The sequence below is a fragment of the Pseudomonas fuscovaginae SE-1 genome (genome assembly GCF_000364705.1).
GTDB classification, from domain to species: domain Bacteria; phylum Pseudomonadota; class Gammaproteobacteria; order Pseudomonadales; family Pseudomonadaceae; genus Aquipseudomonas; species Aquipseudomonas fuscovaginae_A.
In genome coordinates this window covers 1-18,810 of the sequence record NZ_AQOH01000077.1, presented here as the reverse complement: position 1 = coordinate 18,810, position 18,810 = coordinate 1, and the positions used below count along the sequence as shown (strand labels likewise).

Sequence of the window (18,810 nt, the reverse complement as noted above, 5' to 3'; positions counted from 1 at the left end):
TTTGCGTTGGCGTTAGGGGGTCAGTTTTACATTGGCGGTGACACATATTGGTAGCTTGATTTTGTAGAGTGCTGAGTTGTTGGGTGATCGCCTGTTCCGCTTCAGTTTTGCGTCTATTATCAATGGTCATTGATGGGCTCCAATTGTTGATTTCACGCTAACCCCGTTGGGCCGTTGAACGGCCCCTCTGTGGCTTTCAGTATAGGGACATGAAATGCATCCGTTTCTCATAGGGCAGGAGTATGAAAGGGCGCGATTACTCGATTTCGTTGGTAGTCGCCAAATGCAGTCAGGTGTGATCTGGGGGCGCTCTGAGCTAGGTTGCTTGATTTGTACATCAGGAGGAAGGGGAGGGAAGAGTGCGGGGTATTCTGACCATATGCTAGCCGATGGAACGTGGTGGTATTTTGGACAGGGGCGTGTGGGAGATCAGTCTTTGGCAAACTCCGCCAATGCGAAGCTCTCCTCCGGCAATCAGTCAGTATTGCTTTTCACTACTAGGGAGCCGACGGCCCGGGAAGTTAAGGTCCGTGGTGGATATGGAAAACTATTTGCGTTTCGAGGAGAGTTTAACGTCGTTGGTCATGAGGCGTTTGTACCCCAAGACGGTGGCCGACAGGGCGATAGGTTGTTGCGATTTCGACTGGTTCCTGTAGGTGGGCAGCTTGATTGCTGGAGTGAGGAAATAATCGGTGATGATAGCGTTAATCTTCAAGAGATGCAGAGGCTTCTAGGTGTGGCACCAGATGGCGAGACCGGCATAAGTCTGCGCATGTACCGACAGCGTAGTGCTAGGGTGCACTCCTATGCAATGCGGCGTAGCGGTGGTCGATGCGAAGGTTGTGGTCAACCTGCTCCTTTTCACCGTTTTGATGGTAGGGCTTTCTTGGAAGTGCATCACATGACGCGGCTTGCTGATGATGGGCCGGACCTTCCAATTAATGTCATAGCCCTATGCCCTAACTGCCATCGCCGTGCACATTACTCAGCTGATCGTGTGGAGTTTGGCTCCTCTCTTCGAGAGTTTGTTGCCCTCATGGAGCTGCGGATTGCTTCGGGGCAGTTGTCTGGTATCGACGAGCATTTATCTTGATGATAGCTTTGGTTATTAAAATTTACTTGGGCGTTTGTTTCTAAAATATTAGTATTTATCTGGTTGATCCGTGCTCAGGCTTTTCCGTTTTCGCGAATCCATTCGTTAAGCTGCTCTGCAGTGGCTTGCGATTTTTTTGTGGAGGCGAGTTCGCACTCCCAAACCACGAATACTCTCCACCCTAGATTCTCCAGCTGTGACCTGACTCGTATGTCTCGCTCAACATTCTTCTCAAATTTCTCAAGCCAAAAGGGTGTATTGCTCTTGGGGGTTGTAGCGATTTTGCATCCCGCATGACGGTGCCAAAAGCATCCATGCACGAACACTACTACGTTGTAGCGAGGAAATATCAGGTCCGGTTTTCCGGGGAGGCTCGCACTGTGCAGTCGGTATCGAAGCCCAAGCCCATGGAGGATTTTGCGTAGGATAAGCTCTGGGCGAGTGTCCTTGCTTCTGATGCGTGACATCCTCTTCGAGCGTTCTGCTGGGGAAAGGATGTCAGTCATTGGTAGTCTCCTTGTCCGGCCCTAGCGGCTAGGGCCGGACTGAGCCTAGGTTAGCTCTGGTTGGTGAGTTCGAAGAAGGGGAGGCCACGTATGACTTCTCCGGTCACGTCGAACGATTTGTAGAGGCAATGGTGGTTTGGAAGCGTCTTCACGCGTTCAGAAAGCTCGGCGAGATCCGATGTGAAACCCAAGGCGCCAAGTTCGTTTGGCGTGGCATTGGGTACCTTGTGAATGAACCAGGTTAGCAGAGGATCGCGATAATCGGTTGCCCCAGCCTTGAAGTGCCGGAGGTACTGAGATGCGAGAATCACACCCGCTCCGAACTCTCGCCCTTGCAGTAGCAGTTTCCGCAGAACGTCGAATTCATATCGCATGATGTTGTCTGCCTCGTCCACCAATAGGTACGAGTCTATGGCCCTGAGCTGTGGCGAGTCACCGATGAAAGGACGTTTCGGGGTACGAAGCATGTTCTCGTAAAACATGTTGAGCATGACGGCAACGAGCATGTTCTTGCTTCTGTCGTCCTGTCCCATGGCGTCCAGGGATATAACCACGACCCCGTCTAGGAACTCGTCGAACGGTTTGATTTCTCCGTCGCGAGCGAAGACTTCCATGTCTACCAGGTCATCAATGATTGCCATTGGTGAGTCCGACTTGCCGGCGAGTAGCTGGCTGTATTCTTCGTGTATGTCGTAGATCGTTGGCTGCCGGTTTTCTGCGTTGGCTGTGTCGTAGGCATTACGGACAGCCTTCTTGAGCTTGTCTCGTTGAACAGGCCCTATGCCTGTATAAACCTTGTCCAGAACGTCTGAGAAGAACCGGAACCTGTCTAGCCAGGGGGCAGAAGACTCGCCCATGCCTGTTGTGTCGAATAGGTTCAGGGGAAGGCGATAGGGCTTAACGACCTTGGCGCCTGTCGCCTTGACAAAATCGTCGCTGCTGTAGTCGCGCTTGTAGTCGAAGATAAGGAATCTAGGTGTTATCCCTCGGTTTTCCTCGCGAGACCTAGATATTTGCAGAATCAGGGATTTCAGGAATTGCGTTTTCCCTGTGCCGAGGTCGCCGACGACACCGATGTTCAACTGGTTGAGCTGGGTGTTCGATATGTTGAGCGTAAGTGGGCGAGGCTCGAAACCATCGACGGTCTTGCCGACAGACAGGAGGATCCCGTTGCTGGTTGGGTTAGCTGATGTGGCCATGGGTGAGCTCGCGACAGTGGATGATGGCTCTGTCAATTCAAGGGCGGTGGAATTTGCTTCCTCTACAGGGCTTGTTGCCGGCGTACTCGTTTGCACTTCGCTCGAGGCATGGTCTTCATCTATCAACATTGGAGAGGGTAGCTCTTTTATGCTCGCGGGTAGTAACCCCCAGTCATTGACTTTGGCGCGGACAGAGTCGTAGAACGATTGTATGTCGCTTCCGACAATCATGCGGCCCGCATCTTTACTGGAAATAACGATGGTCTCTGTATAACCATCGCCATCGCGGTCATGCGAGTCACTATCGATGGAGTCATCAACTACGATTAGCCTCCCTTTTTCGTCGATGCTGACCGCTGGTGTGGGGTGAAGTATCGCTGCGGCAATGCGTTCATGGTAGCTGGCCCAGCGTGCTGCCTGGCCTTCCACTGCTTGATGCTGGCTATACACCCGCAGGCCAAAACCTATCATCGACAACAGCAAGTGTTGAAATGCCAGTTTCCAGGCAAGCGAAGTGTCTGCGCGTTCTTCGATTGCGCGTAGAAGATTCGATAGCGCCTTGGCCTGATTAAGTGCCTCAGTTGAGTCAGTGGCGCTGAATACGCTGTTTTGCCTGCATTTGACCTCGATGGGGGTAAGGTGCAATTGAATGTTGCCATTGCATGCTCTCACGCCTACTACAAGTAGGTCTGGGCGTGAAAGGGACATTTCCTTGCGCTCCTTGCCCAAAGAGCGAGCGAGGTCGGAAAGGTATCCGCGGAAAGGATCGACCGGAATGACTATGGCTATGGTCGAGTCATCTGGCGTGCCTGCAAGTACCGGCAGCAGACTTTCGAGGTTACCTGACAGGCGGAATTGGTCCTGTAGGAGACGAACTGCCAGAAAGAGACCGAGGTCCCCAGTAGCACCTGTATCATCACCGGACAGGCCTCGAACAGTAGGGATTCCTCGCCGGGCAACCTCTAGGAGTATTTGCTCAATCTGGCCGTCGTCTAAGCTTGCGCAGCCCGGAAGTGGCTTCAGAACTCTCCGAAGCGCATCGCGATCTGCTTCCTTGACCTGTGAAAGGAGATAATAACCGCTGGTGTCTCCGGCTCTATGGGAGTACGCGGGCAAGTCGTAGTCCCAGAGATATGTGCCCTCAATCCAGCCTCCCAGAAAGCAGGCGGGATCGATAGCCGAGGACGAAACGGCGACGAAACCTGCACTCTGGCCTACCAGCATGCTGGAAATAGCATGCGTGCTTGGCGAAAACTGGAGGCCAACCTTGCCGTCCTGGATCTTTTCCAGCATCAGCATGCAGGTGGATACCTTGTCTGCAAATGGCTCGCCGCAAGGTGGCATCTGCAAGCCTTGCCTGGATTCGCTTAGAAACGAACCTTGCAATTGGCGTCTGACTCGATGTCTGATGAGTCCGCCTATGCCCATTGGGGAGAGTGTCCCTACCTCTTTGGACTCGGGCTCCGCTGAGTCCAGTTGTGCGATGATTCCAAGGTCAGGCCTGGCATGGGCCGGTTGATTCTTGTACCACCGGACATGATTGTCGGTATCTTCCGATAGGTTGGCTATGACCGCTTCGTCGGGCTTGCCAGCTTCACGGATATCGAAAACCTCTAGTACCCTAGCCCCGACACTATGTCCCATAGTGTCCTGCTCGCCCTTGCCAAAGCGCTTTGTGCACCAGTTTGCCAGGCCCTCATTGCAGGCATCTGTGGTTCCTCCTGCGCTGGATACCACCAGGCTGACAATTGGTTTTGCTGAGAGCAAGTCAGTTACGTCATCGAGAGCGCGCGATACTTGAGCCGGACTGAAGCCGCTGGAAATACCGCCTACTGTAAGTCCAAAACTGCCGTCGAATGGTGCTCCTCTCGTACGTTCAGGAATCTGGCGCAATCGCGAGCCGTTCCATAGTACGGACCAATAGTCCGAACTGCACTCCACGGATATGAAATCTAGATGGTCCTCGCCGCTGGGGGATTGCAGACACAGGGTTAGCAGGTCCGGGACGCAGTCTGGATCCAGAATGCTCGCTGCTGGGCAAGGGTAGGGTGAGTTTCCCTCCACTTCATCCCTGAGCACCTTCTGTGCTAGGCAGTGCCATGCCAAGCGCAGGGGGTGGAGGGGGGATAGTATTACTGCGTCAGGAATCCTATCTAGGGTAAGGCCATCAGCTTGCAGAGAACAGATAATAATAGTATCCACCCAGCATGCGACTGATGGGCTGGTATTGATCCACGACATGTAGGAATCGAGATAGCTTTCGACCAATGACCGGAAGTCCGAGTCCTTCGAGAGCCAGGCCCCTAATGGAGCGGACTCGAGTAACCCCGATAGATCTTCTCCTCGAATGTATTTAGCTATCTCTTCGCGAGCTTCTATGAAACCTTTGGGTGGTTGGAAGTACTCCGCCTCTGGCCGGGGGTCATGTAGGAATTTACCTCGAGAGAGTATCGGACCATTAATGGATTTCCAATCTGGAGGGGCCCATTGGGACGCGTAGTCGTTCGCTATAACAAGGGGGCGGAATGAAACAGCTGCATTCTGCCCTTCGAGCATCCATGATTGAAGGCTGGAGGCGCGTGAGTTGCGCTCTAGGTGGACAACTGCCTTAGTGTCAAATTTATCTAGATGACGGCGATTGAGTTTGATAAGGCGCTCGAATTCGCTACGACATCCTTCTTCCTTTGTTTCCTCGCAAGTCAAGTAGACTCTACAAGTCGAAGGTGCGTTTTCACCCGGGCGTGTCAATTCAATATCAAGCTGATAATTGCCGTCGGCCTCTACCTCTGCCAGGTACTCGTCCTCGCCAACCTGTTTTGTCTCGATGTGCTGTCTGTGTACATCAATCTCGCTGGCATCATCAGATAGGCCCTCTACCACACCAAGGGACGTGTTTGGCGAAAGATGAATTCGTAGCTCGTACCTGCCAGATCCAGGGAGCGTAAGAGAAGTTTCCCAATCCAGTTTATTGGATTTCTTTTGTGGTTTCTTGGGTGGGGTCGATTTAGTCGCAAGCCTGCAACTGACGACTATCCCCGGGTGCCAGCCCTCTAGGGATATCACACGGATGCTTGCCGGCTTGAAGCCACCGGCGATGACCTTGTAGGTCATCGGAATCTTGTGGTTCGGTGGGCTTGAGTCTGTGTATTGGGTTGGTCCGTTAGGGGCGACAGGCAAGGACAGGGAGATTTTGCCCTGTGATCCGCCTGTCAGTTGAAGCTCCTGAGGCAGGGATCCATCACTGAAAGAGATGGCCAGTTCAGCTTTGCCCCTAACTACGGTCGGCATTCCCTTGCTTGCTGGGATAATGCCGTTGGTGCACAGGATGGCGACCTCACCTAGGGCCTGAGGGGTGTCGTCTGCCAGTAGCTCTACCCATTGCTCGGTGGTCAATGTTGTCCACCAGGTGGGAGGGGGAACTAGCTCTAGGCCCGAGTTAGGTAGGTAAAACGCCTCAGTTGCCCGCTCGAAAGCCGTGGGTATGTCGCAATTCGACTGCAGGTGGGAAAGCAGTTCGCGCAGAGCTTTGCTTATTTCTTGCGGAGCGCTCAATGCCAGGCGTTCAATGCCTGTTTTGAAGCCGTCTGCGAGCTCTTCAGATACTTTGTATAGTACGGACAGCTGGAGCTTTGAAGACGTGCTACCGTCTGCCATTGGGGGGAATCCGCATGCAAGCGCGATCGCTTGTCCCGCTGATAGTCCGTGCTTTGTGCTAGCCAACGAGTTGACCCTTGACAGTAGACGCCAGGCAGATCGATGACTACTTTTATCTGGATCAATCTCGTCGACTGAGCCAGCAGCTTTTCGGATGAGGATTTTGGCATCATCTTTTTGCGATGTGTCTGTTAATCCTGCAGCAGTTAACGCTTGATCAACAGCTCTTTGGACGAATCCGTCGTCCCACCATTGATCGAAAGAGTTGTTTCCCGTGCTTGTATCTGATCCCAATCCGAATTCATCTGTTGTGGATTCGATCGATAGATTGTTGTGTAGTCCAGGGGGGACTAATGCTATAAAACTCGGGCTGGTAGGGTCGTTACGGATATTCAGCAGGTGATCGTTATCGCACTTGCCCGATTGCCCAATAAGGGGTTTGGGGCTGTGTAGTTGGTTGTTTGGGTATTGGAGCAACACGGGCAGTGTTGTCTGGCTTCCATCCAGGCGCCCTTGAACCTGAATCCCTCCGTTTTGGGTCAGTTCCTCATAGGCTATTTCGAGGATTTCTAGTGGCGGGCCGCGGAAGATCAGTCGGTACTCGGGATTGGCGCCGCTGTAACCCTGTGTTGCACCTTGTACCTTCTCAAGGACTTCGGAGGCGAGCCAATTAGCAAGCTTATTCATGTTCAAGGCTCAGTGTGGAATGGCTGATGGAGAATGGAGGTAACAGCAGCATGCCGCTCTCGGCATCAGGACTGTCGAGCACGAGGCCTAGCATCCTCAACTGATGGCCTAGGTCGTTTCTGGCTATGTCGTGCTTGTCAACGGCAATGCCATAGCCCTCGAGGTGTTGGCCCAGTCGATGGACGGAGCGGGGGCCTCCCATTCCAGCAAGTGCGCAGTGAACCAAGGCAAGAACAGCAACAGGTCCAAGGGATACTATCCACGGGCTTGATGAGCTATTTCCATTCTTCCTGAGGATGTATCCTTGGTCATAACCCCTGAGCAGTGCAGCTGCAGCTTGGCGCTGACCAAGAACATGTCGTGTGAACTCCATTAGGTTGGAGCCTATGCCTTTTTTGCACAACAGTGCTCTGGCTTCCTGTTCTCGTAGGTCAGCGATTGTTTGCGTAGCGTTTAGATTTGCTAGTTTTACCTCGTGCTCGCGGATGTGTTTGCAAAGTCCAGAAATCCCTGCACTCGAGGCAAGACTACCGGTGTAGGGGGCATTTATTTGATCTAGTGACCAAAGTAATGCATTGATCCCCAGCCGGGCATTGAGGTAGGTGGATATTTTGTCCTTGATACCTGGAAGGGCTTTGCCCCCATGCGCCATGTATTGGGGAGACAGGGGAAATATGGTTTTCCTTGCTTCCTCATCGTTCAAGGGGAATGCGTCACCCTTGAGCGCCGCTGACAGGCAGTTCCAGATCCTTGCATGGACGTCGCAGAGCCATATGACATGGGATGCTGCTGCTAAGCGTATTATCGCCTCCATCAGACTGGTCCACTGCCTGCGCGTCATGGATCCTTTCGCCTGTATGATGGCATTCAGATCCTTGGTGAACCTGCGTGCAGGTATGAACCCAATCCCTTGGTAGTCTGGTTCTTCCAGGGTCATTTCACTATCGGGAATTTCGACTAGTTTCCACTCGTCTAGTCCTGAGTTCCATGATGATGTCTCCTGGTTGAGCCAGCGGGCAAAAATGTCATCTTCGTCATTGATGCTTAGCGCAAGGAAAAGGCTCTCCCAGAGCTTCCGTGCCGCCTCTAGGTTTGGGGAGCCTAGGCATATCATCCGGCGGATCAGACTGCCAGCGGGCCATGAGTTACCACTGAGCCGAGCAGAACCAGAGAAGAGTGCTGTGCCTGGCACTATTGGCGTAACTTGCAGGAACCTTTTGGATGACTGGTTCGGGAGCTTAGGGCTTTCCAGCACGCCATGAAGAACAGTGTTCCATGCTTCGACACTAACCACCGTGCCATCAGGTGGTGGCTGCCTTTTTTCGCGGCGCTTCTGGATATTTCTATCCAGATCGCGACCCATTTGCGGGACCTTACCTTCGCTTGTGGAGCTGAAGCCTATGGTACGGTACAGCGAGGCTAGTAGTACCTCAGAGCTTGCATACTCTGGGGCTGGGCTAATGGATAGGGCTGACTTCTGGTAGCTGTCGTGCGATCGGCCCCATGGGGCTTGCATGAAGTCCGCAAGGCTCATTTACTTTTCTCCTTGTCTGCAACAAAGCCGCTCCACAAGAGGCGGACTTCTGTGCCGTCTGACCCGATACACATTCTTGAGTCTTCAAGTAATTCCTTATCCCGGACGATGGGCCCTGATAGGCGAGCCCTGGCTGTGTCCAGCAATGCCACGACCGTTCGTGGAAGGGATGCAGGGGATAGTCCTCTCTCTAGCTCCTTTACTGCCTTGTACAGGTCGTAGGTCAAGGGGATAGGTTGGGCTGACTTGCCCTGTCCTACTTTCAAGTAGCAAATAGGGGGATGAGGGCGACCTTCCTTGTTTTGTGGAAATATTTTTACCGAGCTCTGTTGTACTACTAGTGTTGCTTGGCGTTGGCGCGGAGGAAGCGGCTGCCCAAAAGTTGTTGTCAACGAAACTTCGAACTCCTTGTTTGTATTCAACAACTCCTTCACTTGTCCAACAACCTCCTGAAGATGCTGGTGCTTCTCATCGTCTTCAACTACTTGCTGGAAAGATTTCAAGATGGAAGCATCTGCTACGGCAGCAGTCCGAGTGCATATGCTTCTGCGCACTAGGCGGCAGGCAAAATCACGAAGTACATGCTGGACCCGGGTGGCGGCCAGAGGTTTTTTACGTCGAATAACTGGTTCGGATAGCTTGCTGTCTGCGAGAGACAGGCGGTTTAAAATACTCAGTTCATTTGGCGAAAGCACATGGTATTTTCGAATGAACTCGATGCCGCCCGAAAGGGAGCGGCTGAAACGCATATCAAGGTCGCCCAATAAAATCTTGTTGCGGCCACTCACGGAAACTTCACTGTCTGGACTTGCAAATGCAGGATCCAGAGTATCGACGAGCCCTTCGAGCAGAGGTGCGATTGTTGCTGGAAGATAATTACTCTTACGGTCAGTTAGAAAGTGAACGAGACCCATGAGGGTCCTAGACTCTTCTAGTGTCAGGTCTTTATTGAGGCCGAGATCCCTGATATCGGAGCGAAGGGAATTCGCTACATTTTTGTCCCATCGATGAAATAAGGCGTGTTGGTAGCCCGATGTCGCCAGATAGAAAGGTGCTGTGAGAGACTGCTTGCTAGGCTTCGTGACTGAAGCGGCCTTTTCATCAAGCGAAAAAAGGTTTGCTGCCCACTCGCATGGAGTTGCCTGACGCAGAGCCCCGGTTGATGTGCTTGCGGTAGGGTGGTAACCAGCGAGAAGGTATGAGGTTAGGGAGAATAGGTCCCTGAAGCTCCATCGTTTAGCGCTAGCCAATTCATACCAGCGCAGAATTTGAAGAAGAGCTGATTTGTGCTCTGGGCGCGACAGAATCGCTTGGCTATTACAGAATGGGCAATTATCCTTCGCTGGGCATTCACCTTTTGCGGGCCACAGCTCGGTTGTAGTTGCTTGGCCGAACAGTACATCGGCAGGTGCTTTTGAGCCATCGTTTGGCTCAACCAGTAGTGACTCAGCATCCATGGGCCACACGGCAACCGTTGGGAACCCCTTGAGAGGCCAGCATGAGGGGGCGTCATGTGCCAGGCTAACTGCCTGGGTTATTCCCTCCAGTAGAGCTCGCGCTTCATCGAGATTGTTGTCTATAGCATGGATCAGTGCGTCATCAAGGACTCCTCGGTTGACGCAGCAGAGGTAGGCGCTGGAGTGAGGCTTGCTTGTTAAGCTACTGAGTTCTTCAATAAGAAGTAGCGCAGCACTTTTATTCTCATGACCAGCGGTGGCGGATGCATCCTGAACTATCTCCAGATTCAGGTCGTTATCGCTCAGCGCTAGTTTTCCAGCATCGACACTTACTCGACGAGGAACAGCGGATCCTGCTGGAGGATGGAAAGATTGGGATAGCTTGCTAACGAGCTTTCCATCACAGCCGAGGCTTTCATCTAGCCATAGAATTGTAGACTCGATAGCTTCAGTCTTGCCATTCCCTGGGCCACCAACCAACAATACTATCCGCGGGACGGTTGGTGCTCCTGAGGGTAGTTGGTTTGCCCAATCTTGAAGGCGTGATAGGAGGTTCGTTTGTAGGCGTTTCTTGTTCGGCTGGCCGCTATTCTTATCAAGTAGCCGTTTCACTCCCCCTGAGTGATGGCCAGCCCAATCGACCAGCGCGCTTGGATAGTGCGCGCTGTTGTAGTGGGAGCTCTCCATTTCCCTAGACTCCTATGTCTTTTCTGCTTCTAAGCGATGGCTATCGTTTTTTCCTGCTCAAGCTCTGCTGGCTTTTTGGCTAGTGCAACAGTTTCCTCCAGCATCGCTTGAATTGCCATCCCAATGGCGCGTGCTAGATAAGGTGGTACAGCATTACCTACTTGGGTGTAGCGCGGGCATTCTTTTGTTCTTTGGGCACCACCGGTGGTGAATTTGCCCTTGAACTGATACCAATCAGGGAACGACTGGAGACGTGCAGACTCTCTGACAGTCAATATTCTAGGTTCTTTATAATGAAGAACATCATCCGGCAACGTGGTGATCGTAGGGGCAGGGGCACCTGACTGCATTGGGTATATGCGGTGTTTCTTCAGCCCGTATTTTTCACGAACCTTGGCACTCATCCGCACACCCTTGGTGCATTCATCATCGTTGATGATTTCTTGGAATCGAGCCTTAACCTCGGGCCTATGCCTAGCTAGGCGCAAGCTGTCGGGGGTGCCACTACAGCCTTCGTGCATCAATCTCTGAAATGGTGTCAGGGGACCCTTATAGACGATCTCCTGAAAACCCTTTGGTGATTCAGGGTCTTTGCAGGCCGTGGTACCATTGTCACTCAATTCCAGATCCGAAATAGCATCCACGGCATAAACTTCATGTGGAAGATTCAGGTCCTGAAGTTGCTTCAGTCGAGATGTTTCCAGTAGGTCAAACGCTCTCTCCATGCCACCGACGAGATGACAAGCCAAATCTTTTCGAAGGCCAATCACGATCAGGCGCGGACGTTTTTGAGGAACGCCAAAGCGAGATGAGTCGACAATTTTTCCAAGGACGCTGTAGCCGATGCTATCTAGGCTTTCTACTAGTTTTTCATAGTAGGACCGTGGCTTCACCAATAGTCCAAGCTCTTTCCACTTCTTCGCAGAGTGGGCTACTTTCATTCCTGGCACATTCTCCAGGACAATTGCGGCAGGCTGGATAGCACTGACCATCTCAACGTATTTTTCAAACAGCTTGTTACGAGGGTCGGACTCTACTCGGCGACCTGCGAAACTAAATCCTTGGCAAGGAGGCCCTCCTGCCAGCACCTGTATCTGTCCTCGCAGGGATGCTAGGTCGGAGCCATGCTTGTCCAGAATGTCGTCGATTCCCCAGGCTTGCCTCTCTAGCCATTTAGGCCAGGCGAATTGCTCCACCGGAACATCTTTCCGCTCAATCAGGTTTGTCGACAATGTCGAGAACGCCATTTTGTCGCGCTCCACGGCGAAAACGCCATTGAGCCCTGCAAGAGAAAGGCCGAGGGATAAGCCGCCACACCCTGCAAAAAGGTCGGCAAACTGCAATGGTTGGTCGAAGGATGGAAGCGGGGGGAAATTTTCGTTTTGCTTCATGGGCTCCTGCCCAAATGGATCTAGGTATGAGGGAAGGAGCGTTAGCTGTAGCCCTGGACTATTGCTTGTACATCCTTTAGAACTTGGGACCTTCGTCTCCATAGATGCATGCTCCGCGCCAATTGGCCTACATGGGCCTGCTTCTCAAAATGGAGGAGTAGTAGGCTGGTTTGTCGACGGCTCCCGTGAGGGTAGATGATGGATGCCCACACAGGCAAACGCAATGTTTTCTTGATGCGATTTTATGCCTTTGGATTAGCGGTAATCGGCTGTAACCCATTGCTGCGCAAGCATTATTGGTAAAGTACAGGGCTCCGTTACCCTCCCGGTACGTCTATCTGCGTAAATATGACTATACCGGCGGGTAGGGGCATCTAGTTCACTTGGCCGCAGCCGGCCCATTATCCGCTTCCGCCGTCAGTGTAGCGTTTGCGCATATGGTGGCCAGGCTCTGCAGTTTTTTGTGCGTGCATCCGTCGAAATTGTGAGTGGGCTCAGTGAGCCCTGTGGCAAAAGAGTGTTCCCTACCTTCTGGCTCCACGGCCGTCGCCGCTCGAGTGAGTCATATCCCGGATGCGATGAACGGCCTCTCTGGCATGACGCGGTGGCGCGCAGCGATCATGGGCTCTCACTCATTCGCACCAGCCACATTGGCTCCAATGCCAATCCAATGCTTCTGGACTCACCCAATGAGTTTGCTGTTCTGGACGGCGAAGCAAGGATCCATCCAGTGTTCCGTAGTCGGTATCTTTCAGGTTGGGGGCTACCCGTACGACCATCGTTTCGGATTCGATGGCGATCAGCCCTAGATCGAACAGGGTGTGAATGTCTGCACGCAGCAGCAGGCCGTTGGATATCACGTTTGTGTGGTCGCCCTTGTAGGGGTGGATATGCGCGGCTTCAAGCACATCGGGCAGGTTGCAGCCGGTAATGGCACAGGCGCCGCTGTAAGCCTCCAATAGTGCTTTTCGGAAAGCGGGTTGTCCTCGGCGGCGCACGATGCTGGCGGTGATGCGCTTTCTCGCGTCGGCTACATCTGCGGGATCGAATCCCGTGGTGTGCTCGGCATCTTCTTCTGCCTGCGCTAGCGCTTCTTCGATTGGGCTCGTCACCCGGCGAACAGAGACGCCAAATCGGCTGCCCGATGAAGCATCGGGGTAGATTTCCCATACGCCATGTTGAGCCGGATCGTAAATGCCAAAGGTGCCTTTGCCGACTTTGAACAGCCTGTCGTAGCGGTTGCCCTGGTCAGTTCTTCGGGGCTTTTTGTTTTGTTGGTAGCCAGTTCGTGCCCGGGCGTTAACGGACATCATGTAGAGGTCTGACAGGCTGTTGGCGTTGTATCCGGGCTCACGAGCGCGGATCCACTCTTCGATCTGATTTCGACCGGCGATGCCTCCCAATTGGATGACAGCAGCAAGGGCTTTTTCCCAATTGGTACTGTCTTCAACGTTGCCTGCTTGCGCGCCTTCTCCAGGTGTCTTTCCTTGAATGAGTTGGACCAGCCGAATCTTCATGTCCGATCCCACATTCACCGCAGGCTTCAGGCCTGGTATCCACGGCAACCCCAGCTCATCGAACACGGCTGAAATGTTCTGCATGCGGTATTCGAATGCCTTTGCGGTGCGATCAAATCGAGCGGCCAGTTCTTCATACACCTGCTTCTTGGAGTAGCTAATCCCGGATTCTTGCTTCTGTGCCATCAGGCGGTAAGCCTCTAGCGATGCGAGAAGCTCTTCGTTGCTCCAGCCCTTTGCCATGAGTTTTCGTTCCTTGAGTACTAGGTCTGGTGTTTGGTGAAACTCTGTTGAGTGCGCTGGCACAGGTCGTGCGCATCATCGTTTATGAGAGAGATTTCTGAATAAGGCCGAATCGTGGTTGGCAGTATCAGGCAAATTACGCTTTTTGTAATGGCTATTTGCTTCTAATGGCTTTTTGGTTTGCTCGCCTTTGGCCCGAGTAGAGAAGGCGGTTCGCTGCTCCCAAGCGATCGCGGTTCCTGACAGTTGGCTGCTTTCAACTGGTTGACGGCCATTGCCACTGCTGGCCAACATTTTTCTGTGGTTTTTGCGTCGCTTATCAGGGATCAGGTCCAGTCGCTGGTTGGTCCGTTGTAGAGGGCTCGTCTAACTCGCGGGTGCCTCCGCCAGCCCACCATTCACCACCGCCGTCAACGTAGCGCTTGCGCATGTTGGCGGCCAGGGTCTGAAGGTCTTTGGGCATGGATTCGTCGGGATCGGGGGCGGGGAGGGGCATACGAATTTTCCAGAGGTTGGCGCCTTCGATCAGGGCGAAGGCCTGGCCTTTGGGTAGGCTGACGACGTGGGCGGGTTCGATCAGGGGGACGCTGGTGGAGCTGACCCGGTCCTGGGTGTTGCTGGTGAAGTCTGTGTTGCCCGAGATGTCGGAACTGTCGGTGGCGCCGCTGACGAGGGTGGTGGAGTAGACGTCGACCTTGGGCAGTTGCTTGGTGAGTAACTCGGCGGTGGCGGTCTCGCGTACGCGCAGCATGAAGAGGTTGTTGAAGTTGCCCACTACCTGTCCGGCCTTGGCGCGGTTGCCGATCTTGGCTTCGATGTCGCTGATGGTTTGGGTGTAGGCAGTGACCTGAATGCCGGCGCCGCCGCCCTTGTTGATCATCGGTATGAACTCGTTGCCCATCAGCTCGTTGAACTCGTCGGCGTGCAGGTTGATGGGAATCTTCTGCTCCTGCTCTGCGTTATGCAGCCCACCGTCCAGGCCAAACTTGTAGATGTGGCCGGCCACCGACACCAGGTCGGCGAACATCGAGTTGCCCACGGCCGCAGCGACCTCCGGGTCGGACAGGGCGTCGAGACCAACATACACGACACCTCGCTTTCGAATGATCTGCATCCAGTCGAAGATTGGGCGGGCGTCGTCCAGGGCGGTGTAGTTGGGTGAGATGAGCTCGGCCATGCGCCCGGTGGTGAGCTTTTCCAGCAGGGGCAGGAGCGAGGCAACAATCTTGTCGAAGTAGGTCTTGTCGTAGCGCACGGCGGAGCGCAGGCCGTCCATGACCGGGTCCGCGACGCGCGTTCGTGAGAGGTATTGGTCGATCGCTGTGACGCGGGGGAGCCGGCCGCGCATATTGTGGGGCGTGTTCTTTTCGGTGAGGTTGCCTTCGATGGTGGCGATGGCGTCCCAGGCGCCCGGATCATGCCGGGCGAAGTAGTCGCTGCTGTAGTCGATGAACAGGGCGTCGATGTTGATCACGTGCTGCTGAATCTGCACGTAATCCGGACGGTTGCCCAGCTCCACCAGCGCACGGGCGATGATGTTCACGAAGCGCCAGGCGAACTCCCGAAAGGCGGCGCTATTGCCTTCGCCGGAAAGTTGTCCGGAGATCCGGCTGGCGACTTCGGAGATGCGTCCAAAGCGACCCACCGCGTTGTAGCGGGCGGAGAAGTCGGGCCAGCCCAGGTGAAAGACATAGAACTCTTTTTCCCGGCCGGCGCGGCGGGCTTCCACGTACATGCGCTTGAGCAGGTCGGCATCGCCCTTGGGGTCGAAAACAATGACCGGCTCGAACTCCGAGATGCCGTTGACGAGTTTCTCCCGGCGAATGTCCTGGGTGATGAAGAGTTCGGCCAGTCGGGTTTTACCGACTCGCGTGGTACCCAGTACCAGGCTGTGGCCGACGCGTTCGCCGAGAGGCAGTGAGACCGGAGTTTCGTTGGGCTCTACACCATGTAGGCGAGGAGAGCCGCCGACGGCTGGAAGTGGGCGCACGGGGTTGAGTGGGTTGTCCCAATTGGTGAGCCGCGGAATGACGCTCAGGGGAAAAGGCGCCTTTTCCAGTCGCTGCTCAAGTTGCCGTGCGTATTGGAATAGCGGTGTGGGTTCGACATAACGACGAAACTCTGGGCGGTAGGTTTGCATCAGGCGCTGGGTATGTCGCTGTTCCCATTTGAACCCAATGCCGACAAACAATCGCTGGTTACTGACCGGTATGCGTTGACTGGTGATCACGTATCGAGGCAAGCGCCGGATATTGCGCTGGTAGCGCAACACCATCAGTCCCTGGCGAAGACGAACCCAGCCCAACAGCAGATAAATGACTGCCGCCACGACGCCGAACAAGGGTGTCAGTCCGAGCATCCAGGGCGCGAATAGGCAGACCCCCATACAGAGTGCACACACGGCAACGGTGTATAGCTCCACGGCGGGCCGCAGGAGCACTTCGACTGTGTGTTGTTGAGTCATGGTCTGGATCCCCCCTCGCAATGACTGGAAGGGGCAATGGTGCAGTAAGGGAAGTTGTGCATGCCGGCGTCCTTTGGTCTTTAGAGCGCACAGTTGCAAACCGGGAGGGGAGGTGCCGCAAGGAAACAGGAATGTATCAGGCGGCTTTCATGGAGGGATATTTGGGGGATAGCGGTGAGCATTTTGCGCGTGGTCGATATCGGTTCAGTTCCTGTTCTGGTGTAAACCATAGAGGTCCAATTCTGTTTTCTGGCTGATGTTCGTGGAGTTCCTGATGACACTGAGGGCTCGATACTTCAGCCAGGAGCCATCAATGTCTGACGCCATTCAAAGCCAAATTGGACCTCTGCGTAGTGCCATGCAACTGACGTTGCATACCCGCCAAGCTGCACGTGTCTGGCAGGGACGACCCGCCACTGACGACAAGGCCTCGATCATGGGGTTTGTTGGTTTCGTCGGTTTGGTGGGCCGCATTTGTCACGATGCTGAACGGGACGATCCCTATGCCGACTTCTGGTTGATTCGTATCGAGGACAAGTTGCAGCGCTGCAAAGCCGAGTTCGCGAATATTCAGCTGGAGGTGGATCTGCTGATGAGTGAAATTCCGAGTGCAATATCTGCTGAGGAAAACTTCAGCATTCGGCCGGTCAGTGTGCCGATGTTCATCGGTTCTCAATTGGGCTTTCTGGCGTTGTACCTGTTGATCACCTTTGACGATATCGTCCGGCGTTTACAGCACGCTCGTCATGTTGCGCTGATTGCTCGCAAGGGTATGGAGAGCCGGATTGATGGGGCGAGTCACGTACTGCGCAGTCTGTTTGGTCTGGCTCAGCAGTACAAGTTTGCGCGTGTGACGCGTACTGATTTTGCCGCTGATAACGATCGGGCCCGTGCGGCGAGAGAAGCCTTCGGGGAGTTGCCACTGGATGTGTTGGAGGGCAGGCGCCGGGCGGAGTTTGCGCCGCAGATTATCCGCCCGCAGCTGGTGCATGTGGGTGGTGTTTCAGGGGGCGGGGACCGCTCGGGCGCGTGGGTTGATGTGGCTTCTGGGAGTGCCTCGCAGCGGGCGATATCTGAGACCTCGGAGGGTTGAATCGATGGGATCTTCACAAGGACATGACGGTGGTTCGGGCTCAGTGGGGCGGGGCGATGGTGCTGAACACACTGCCTTCCGGCCTCTGGAACAGAGTGCCTTCCGGAGGCTGGAACACACAGCCTTCCCTAAAGGGCTTTTAAGACCTTTTAAGGGTAAGGGGGAACTGCTGGAGTTTGGTGAGCAGTGCAGCGCGCTGACCCGCGGATTGATCACGCTAGCTATCGTGGAGGTGCTGGCGCAGGCGGAGCGGTATCCCTTCACTCTGTTGCCTATTCGGTTGGTCAAACAGTCGACCGGAACGGGGACTATTTTTTTGCGTTGGAGCCGAGCAGACCGTACCAAGATGGGCGCTGATTTGTGGTCGGAGCTAGTGCGTGATGAGCAGACGCCGATCAACTTGATCTCTGACCTGTATGCGTTGGAGCTGCAACGGATCGTGATCAACATGCAGATCAGTCTGGCCCACAGCATGGAACGCCAGGCGTTCTTGTGTGCCAATAAGGTTGAGGCGGCTGATCAGGCGTATCAGCAGCGGATACTTGAACACGCGCAACGTCACTCGGGGGAAGCTGAGCATGGCGACCAACTTCTGGGGTGAGGGCAACATCGGCACCAAGCCTGAGTTTCGAGAAATTCCCAACGGCAATAACGAGCCGCGCCGGCTGTTGAGGCTCAACGTGTACTTCGATAATCCGGTCTCGAAAGGGGGAGGAGAGTACGAAGATCGGGGAGGGTTTTGGGCCGGCGTTGATGTATGGCACAAGGAGGCCGAGCGGTATTCGGATCTCTATTGCAAAGGCATGCGAGTGCTGGTTATTGGGCGAATGATTTTGGAGAAATGGGAAGACGATAGTGGAAACGAATGTCGAGCGATGAAGGTCCAGGCCAGTCGTGTGGGGATATTGCCTCACCGTATTGATCGTGTCGTGATGATGGTACAGGAACGGCCTGTGCCTGAGGCGGATGAGCAGATGGTGATTCGGCTGTCTGCCAGTGATGGAGCGCAATAGCTGCTCAGTTGCCCGGCCCGGATGAATCCGTTTTCAACTCCTCGTTATCGCAAGTAGTCGTCGTGCTGCCAGATTTACCACGGACCGTGTTTCGGGAGATTCTAGGAGGGGTATTTCCTGCGTGCGGATTGGCTTGACTCCTGTTTATCGGGTGGAACCTGTCATACAGCGAGAGTCAGCGATGGTTGCTCAGCGAGGTTACCCGTTTACCGATCTTGGTCAGAAGCTGGGAGTGTCAGATTTTTTGTGTTCGGGCCGGTAACGGCCTGCCA

At 54.2% G+C, this 18,810-nt stretch carries 11 protein-coding genes; 4 read left to right on the top strand and 7 right to left on the bottom strand.

Going from position 1 to position 18,810, the window contains the following annotated elements; translation table 11 throughout:
- The first annotated feature begins 214 nt into the window (after positions 1 to 214).
- Positions 215 to 1,093 carry an HNH endonuclease gene (locus K675_RS34075; protein ID WP_080635324.1) on the top strand — a complete coding sequence of 293 codons (879 nt, stop codon included), beginning with the start codon at positions 215 to 217 and terminating at the stop codon, positions 1,091 to 1,093.
- 74 nt (positions 1,094 to 1,167) lie between these two features.
- Here the strand turns inward: K675_RS34075 and K675_RS32165 are convergent, their stop codons facing one another.
- From K675_RS32165 to traD, 7 genes are all read right to left on the bottom strand, one after another.
- Positions 1,168 to 1,599, bottom strand: coding sequence for a very short patch repair endonuclease (locus tag K675_RS32165; RefSeq protein ID WP_017903184.1), 432 nt, complete (start codon positions 1,597 to 1,599; stop codon positions 1,168 to 1,170).
- A gap of 50 nt (positions 1,600 to 1,649) precedes the next feature.
- Positions 1,650 to 7,139 (bottom strand): hypothetical protein, encoded by a 5,490-nt coding sequence (locus K675_RS0108980; RefSeq protein ID WP_026145048.1) that lies wholly within the window; start codon positions 7,137 to 7,139, stop codon positions 1,650 to 1,652.
- On the bottom strand, positions 7,132 to 8,673 hold the full coding sequence (locus tag K675_RS0108975) for a hypothetical protein (RefSeq protein ID WP_026145047.1): 1,542 nt from the start codon (positions 8,671 to 8,673) through the stop codon (positions 7,132 to 7,134). Before K675_RS0108975 ends, K675_RS0108980 begins: the two co-directional genes overlap by 8 nt.
- Entirely contained in the window at positions 8,670 to 10,817 is a 2,148-nt protein-coding gene (locus K675_RS32160) for a hypothetical protein (protein WP_080635323.1), read from the bottom strand. Before K675_RS32160 ends, K675_RS0108975 begins: the two co-directional genes overlap by 4 nt.
- A 29-nt stretch (positions 10,818 to 10,846) precedes the next feature.
- A complete protein-coding gene (locus tag K675_RS30520) occupies positions 10,847 to 12,208 on the bottom strand; it encodes a DNA cytosine methyltransferase (protein ID WP_017903180.1) in 1,362 nt (453 codons plus the stop codon).
- Between the two features lie 632 nt (positions 12,209 to 12,840).
- On the bottom strand, positions 12,841 to 13,968 hold the full coding sequence (locus K675_RS33550; RefSeq protein ID WP_017903179.1) for an HNH endonuclease: 1,128 nt from the start codon (positions 13,966 to 13,968) through the stop codon (positions 12,841 to 12,843).
- Positions 13,969 to 14,287: 319 nt separating this feature from the next.
- Positions 14,288 to 16,432 (bottom strand): type IV conjugative transfer system coupling protein TraD, encoded by a 2,145-nt coding sequence (gene traD / locus K675_RS30515; protein WP_051070743.1) that lies wholly within the window; start codon positions 16,430 to 16,432, stop codon positions 14,288 to 14,290.
- A gap of 313 nt (positions 16,433 to 16,745) precedes the next feature.
- On the opposite strand from traD, the gene K675_RS30510 reads away from it, so the two are divergent.
- Genes K675_RS30510 through K675_RS0108945 form a run of 3 tightly spaced genes read left to right on the top strand, consistent with a single transcriptional unit; the run spans position 16,746 to position 18,538 of the window.
- The gene (locus tag K675_RS30510) at positions 16,746 to 17,525 is read left to right on the top strand and encodes a PFL_4669 family integrating conjugative element protein (protein ID WP_157383920.1); all 780 of its coding nucleotides are present in this window, start codon (positions 16,746 to 16,748) and stop codon (positions 17,523 to 17,525) included.
- 4 nt (positions 17,526 to 17,529) lie between these two features.
- On the top strand, positions 17,530 to 18,126 hold the full coding sequence (locus K675_RS0108950; RefSeq protein ID WP_051070742.1) for a DUF3158 family protein: 597 nt from the start codon (positions 17,530 to 17,532) through the stop codon (positions 18,124 to 18,126).
- Positions 18,104 to 18,538, top strand: coding sequence for a single-stranded DNA-binding protein (locus K675_RS0108945; protein ID WP_017903175.1), 435 nt, complete (start codon positions 18,104 to 18,106; stop codon positions 18,536 to 18,538). The genes K675_RS0108950 and K675_RS0108945 overlap by 23 nt, the downstream gene beginning before the upstream one ends.
- The last annotated feature ends 272 nt before the right edge of the window (positions 18,539 to 18,810 follow it).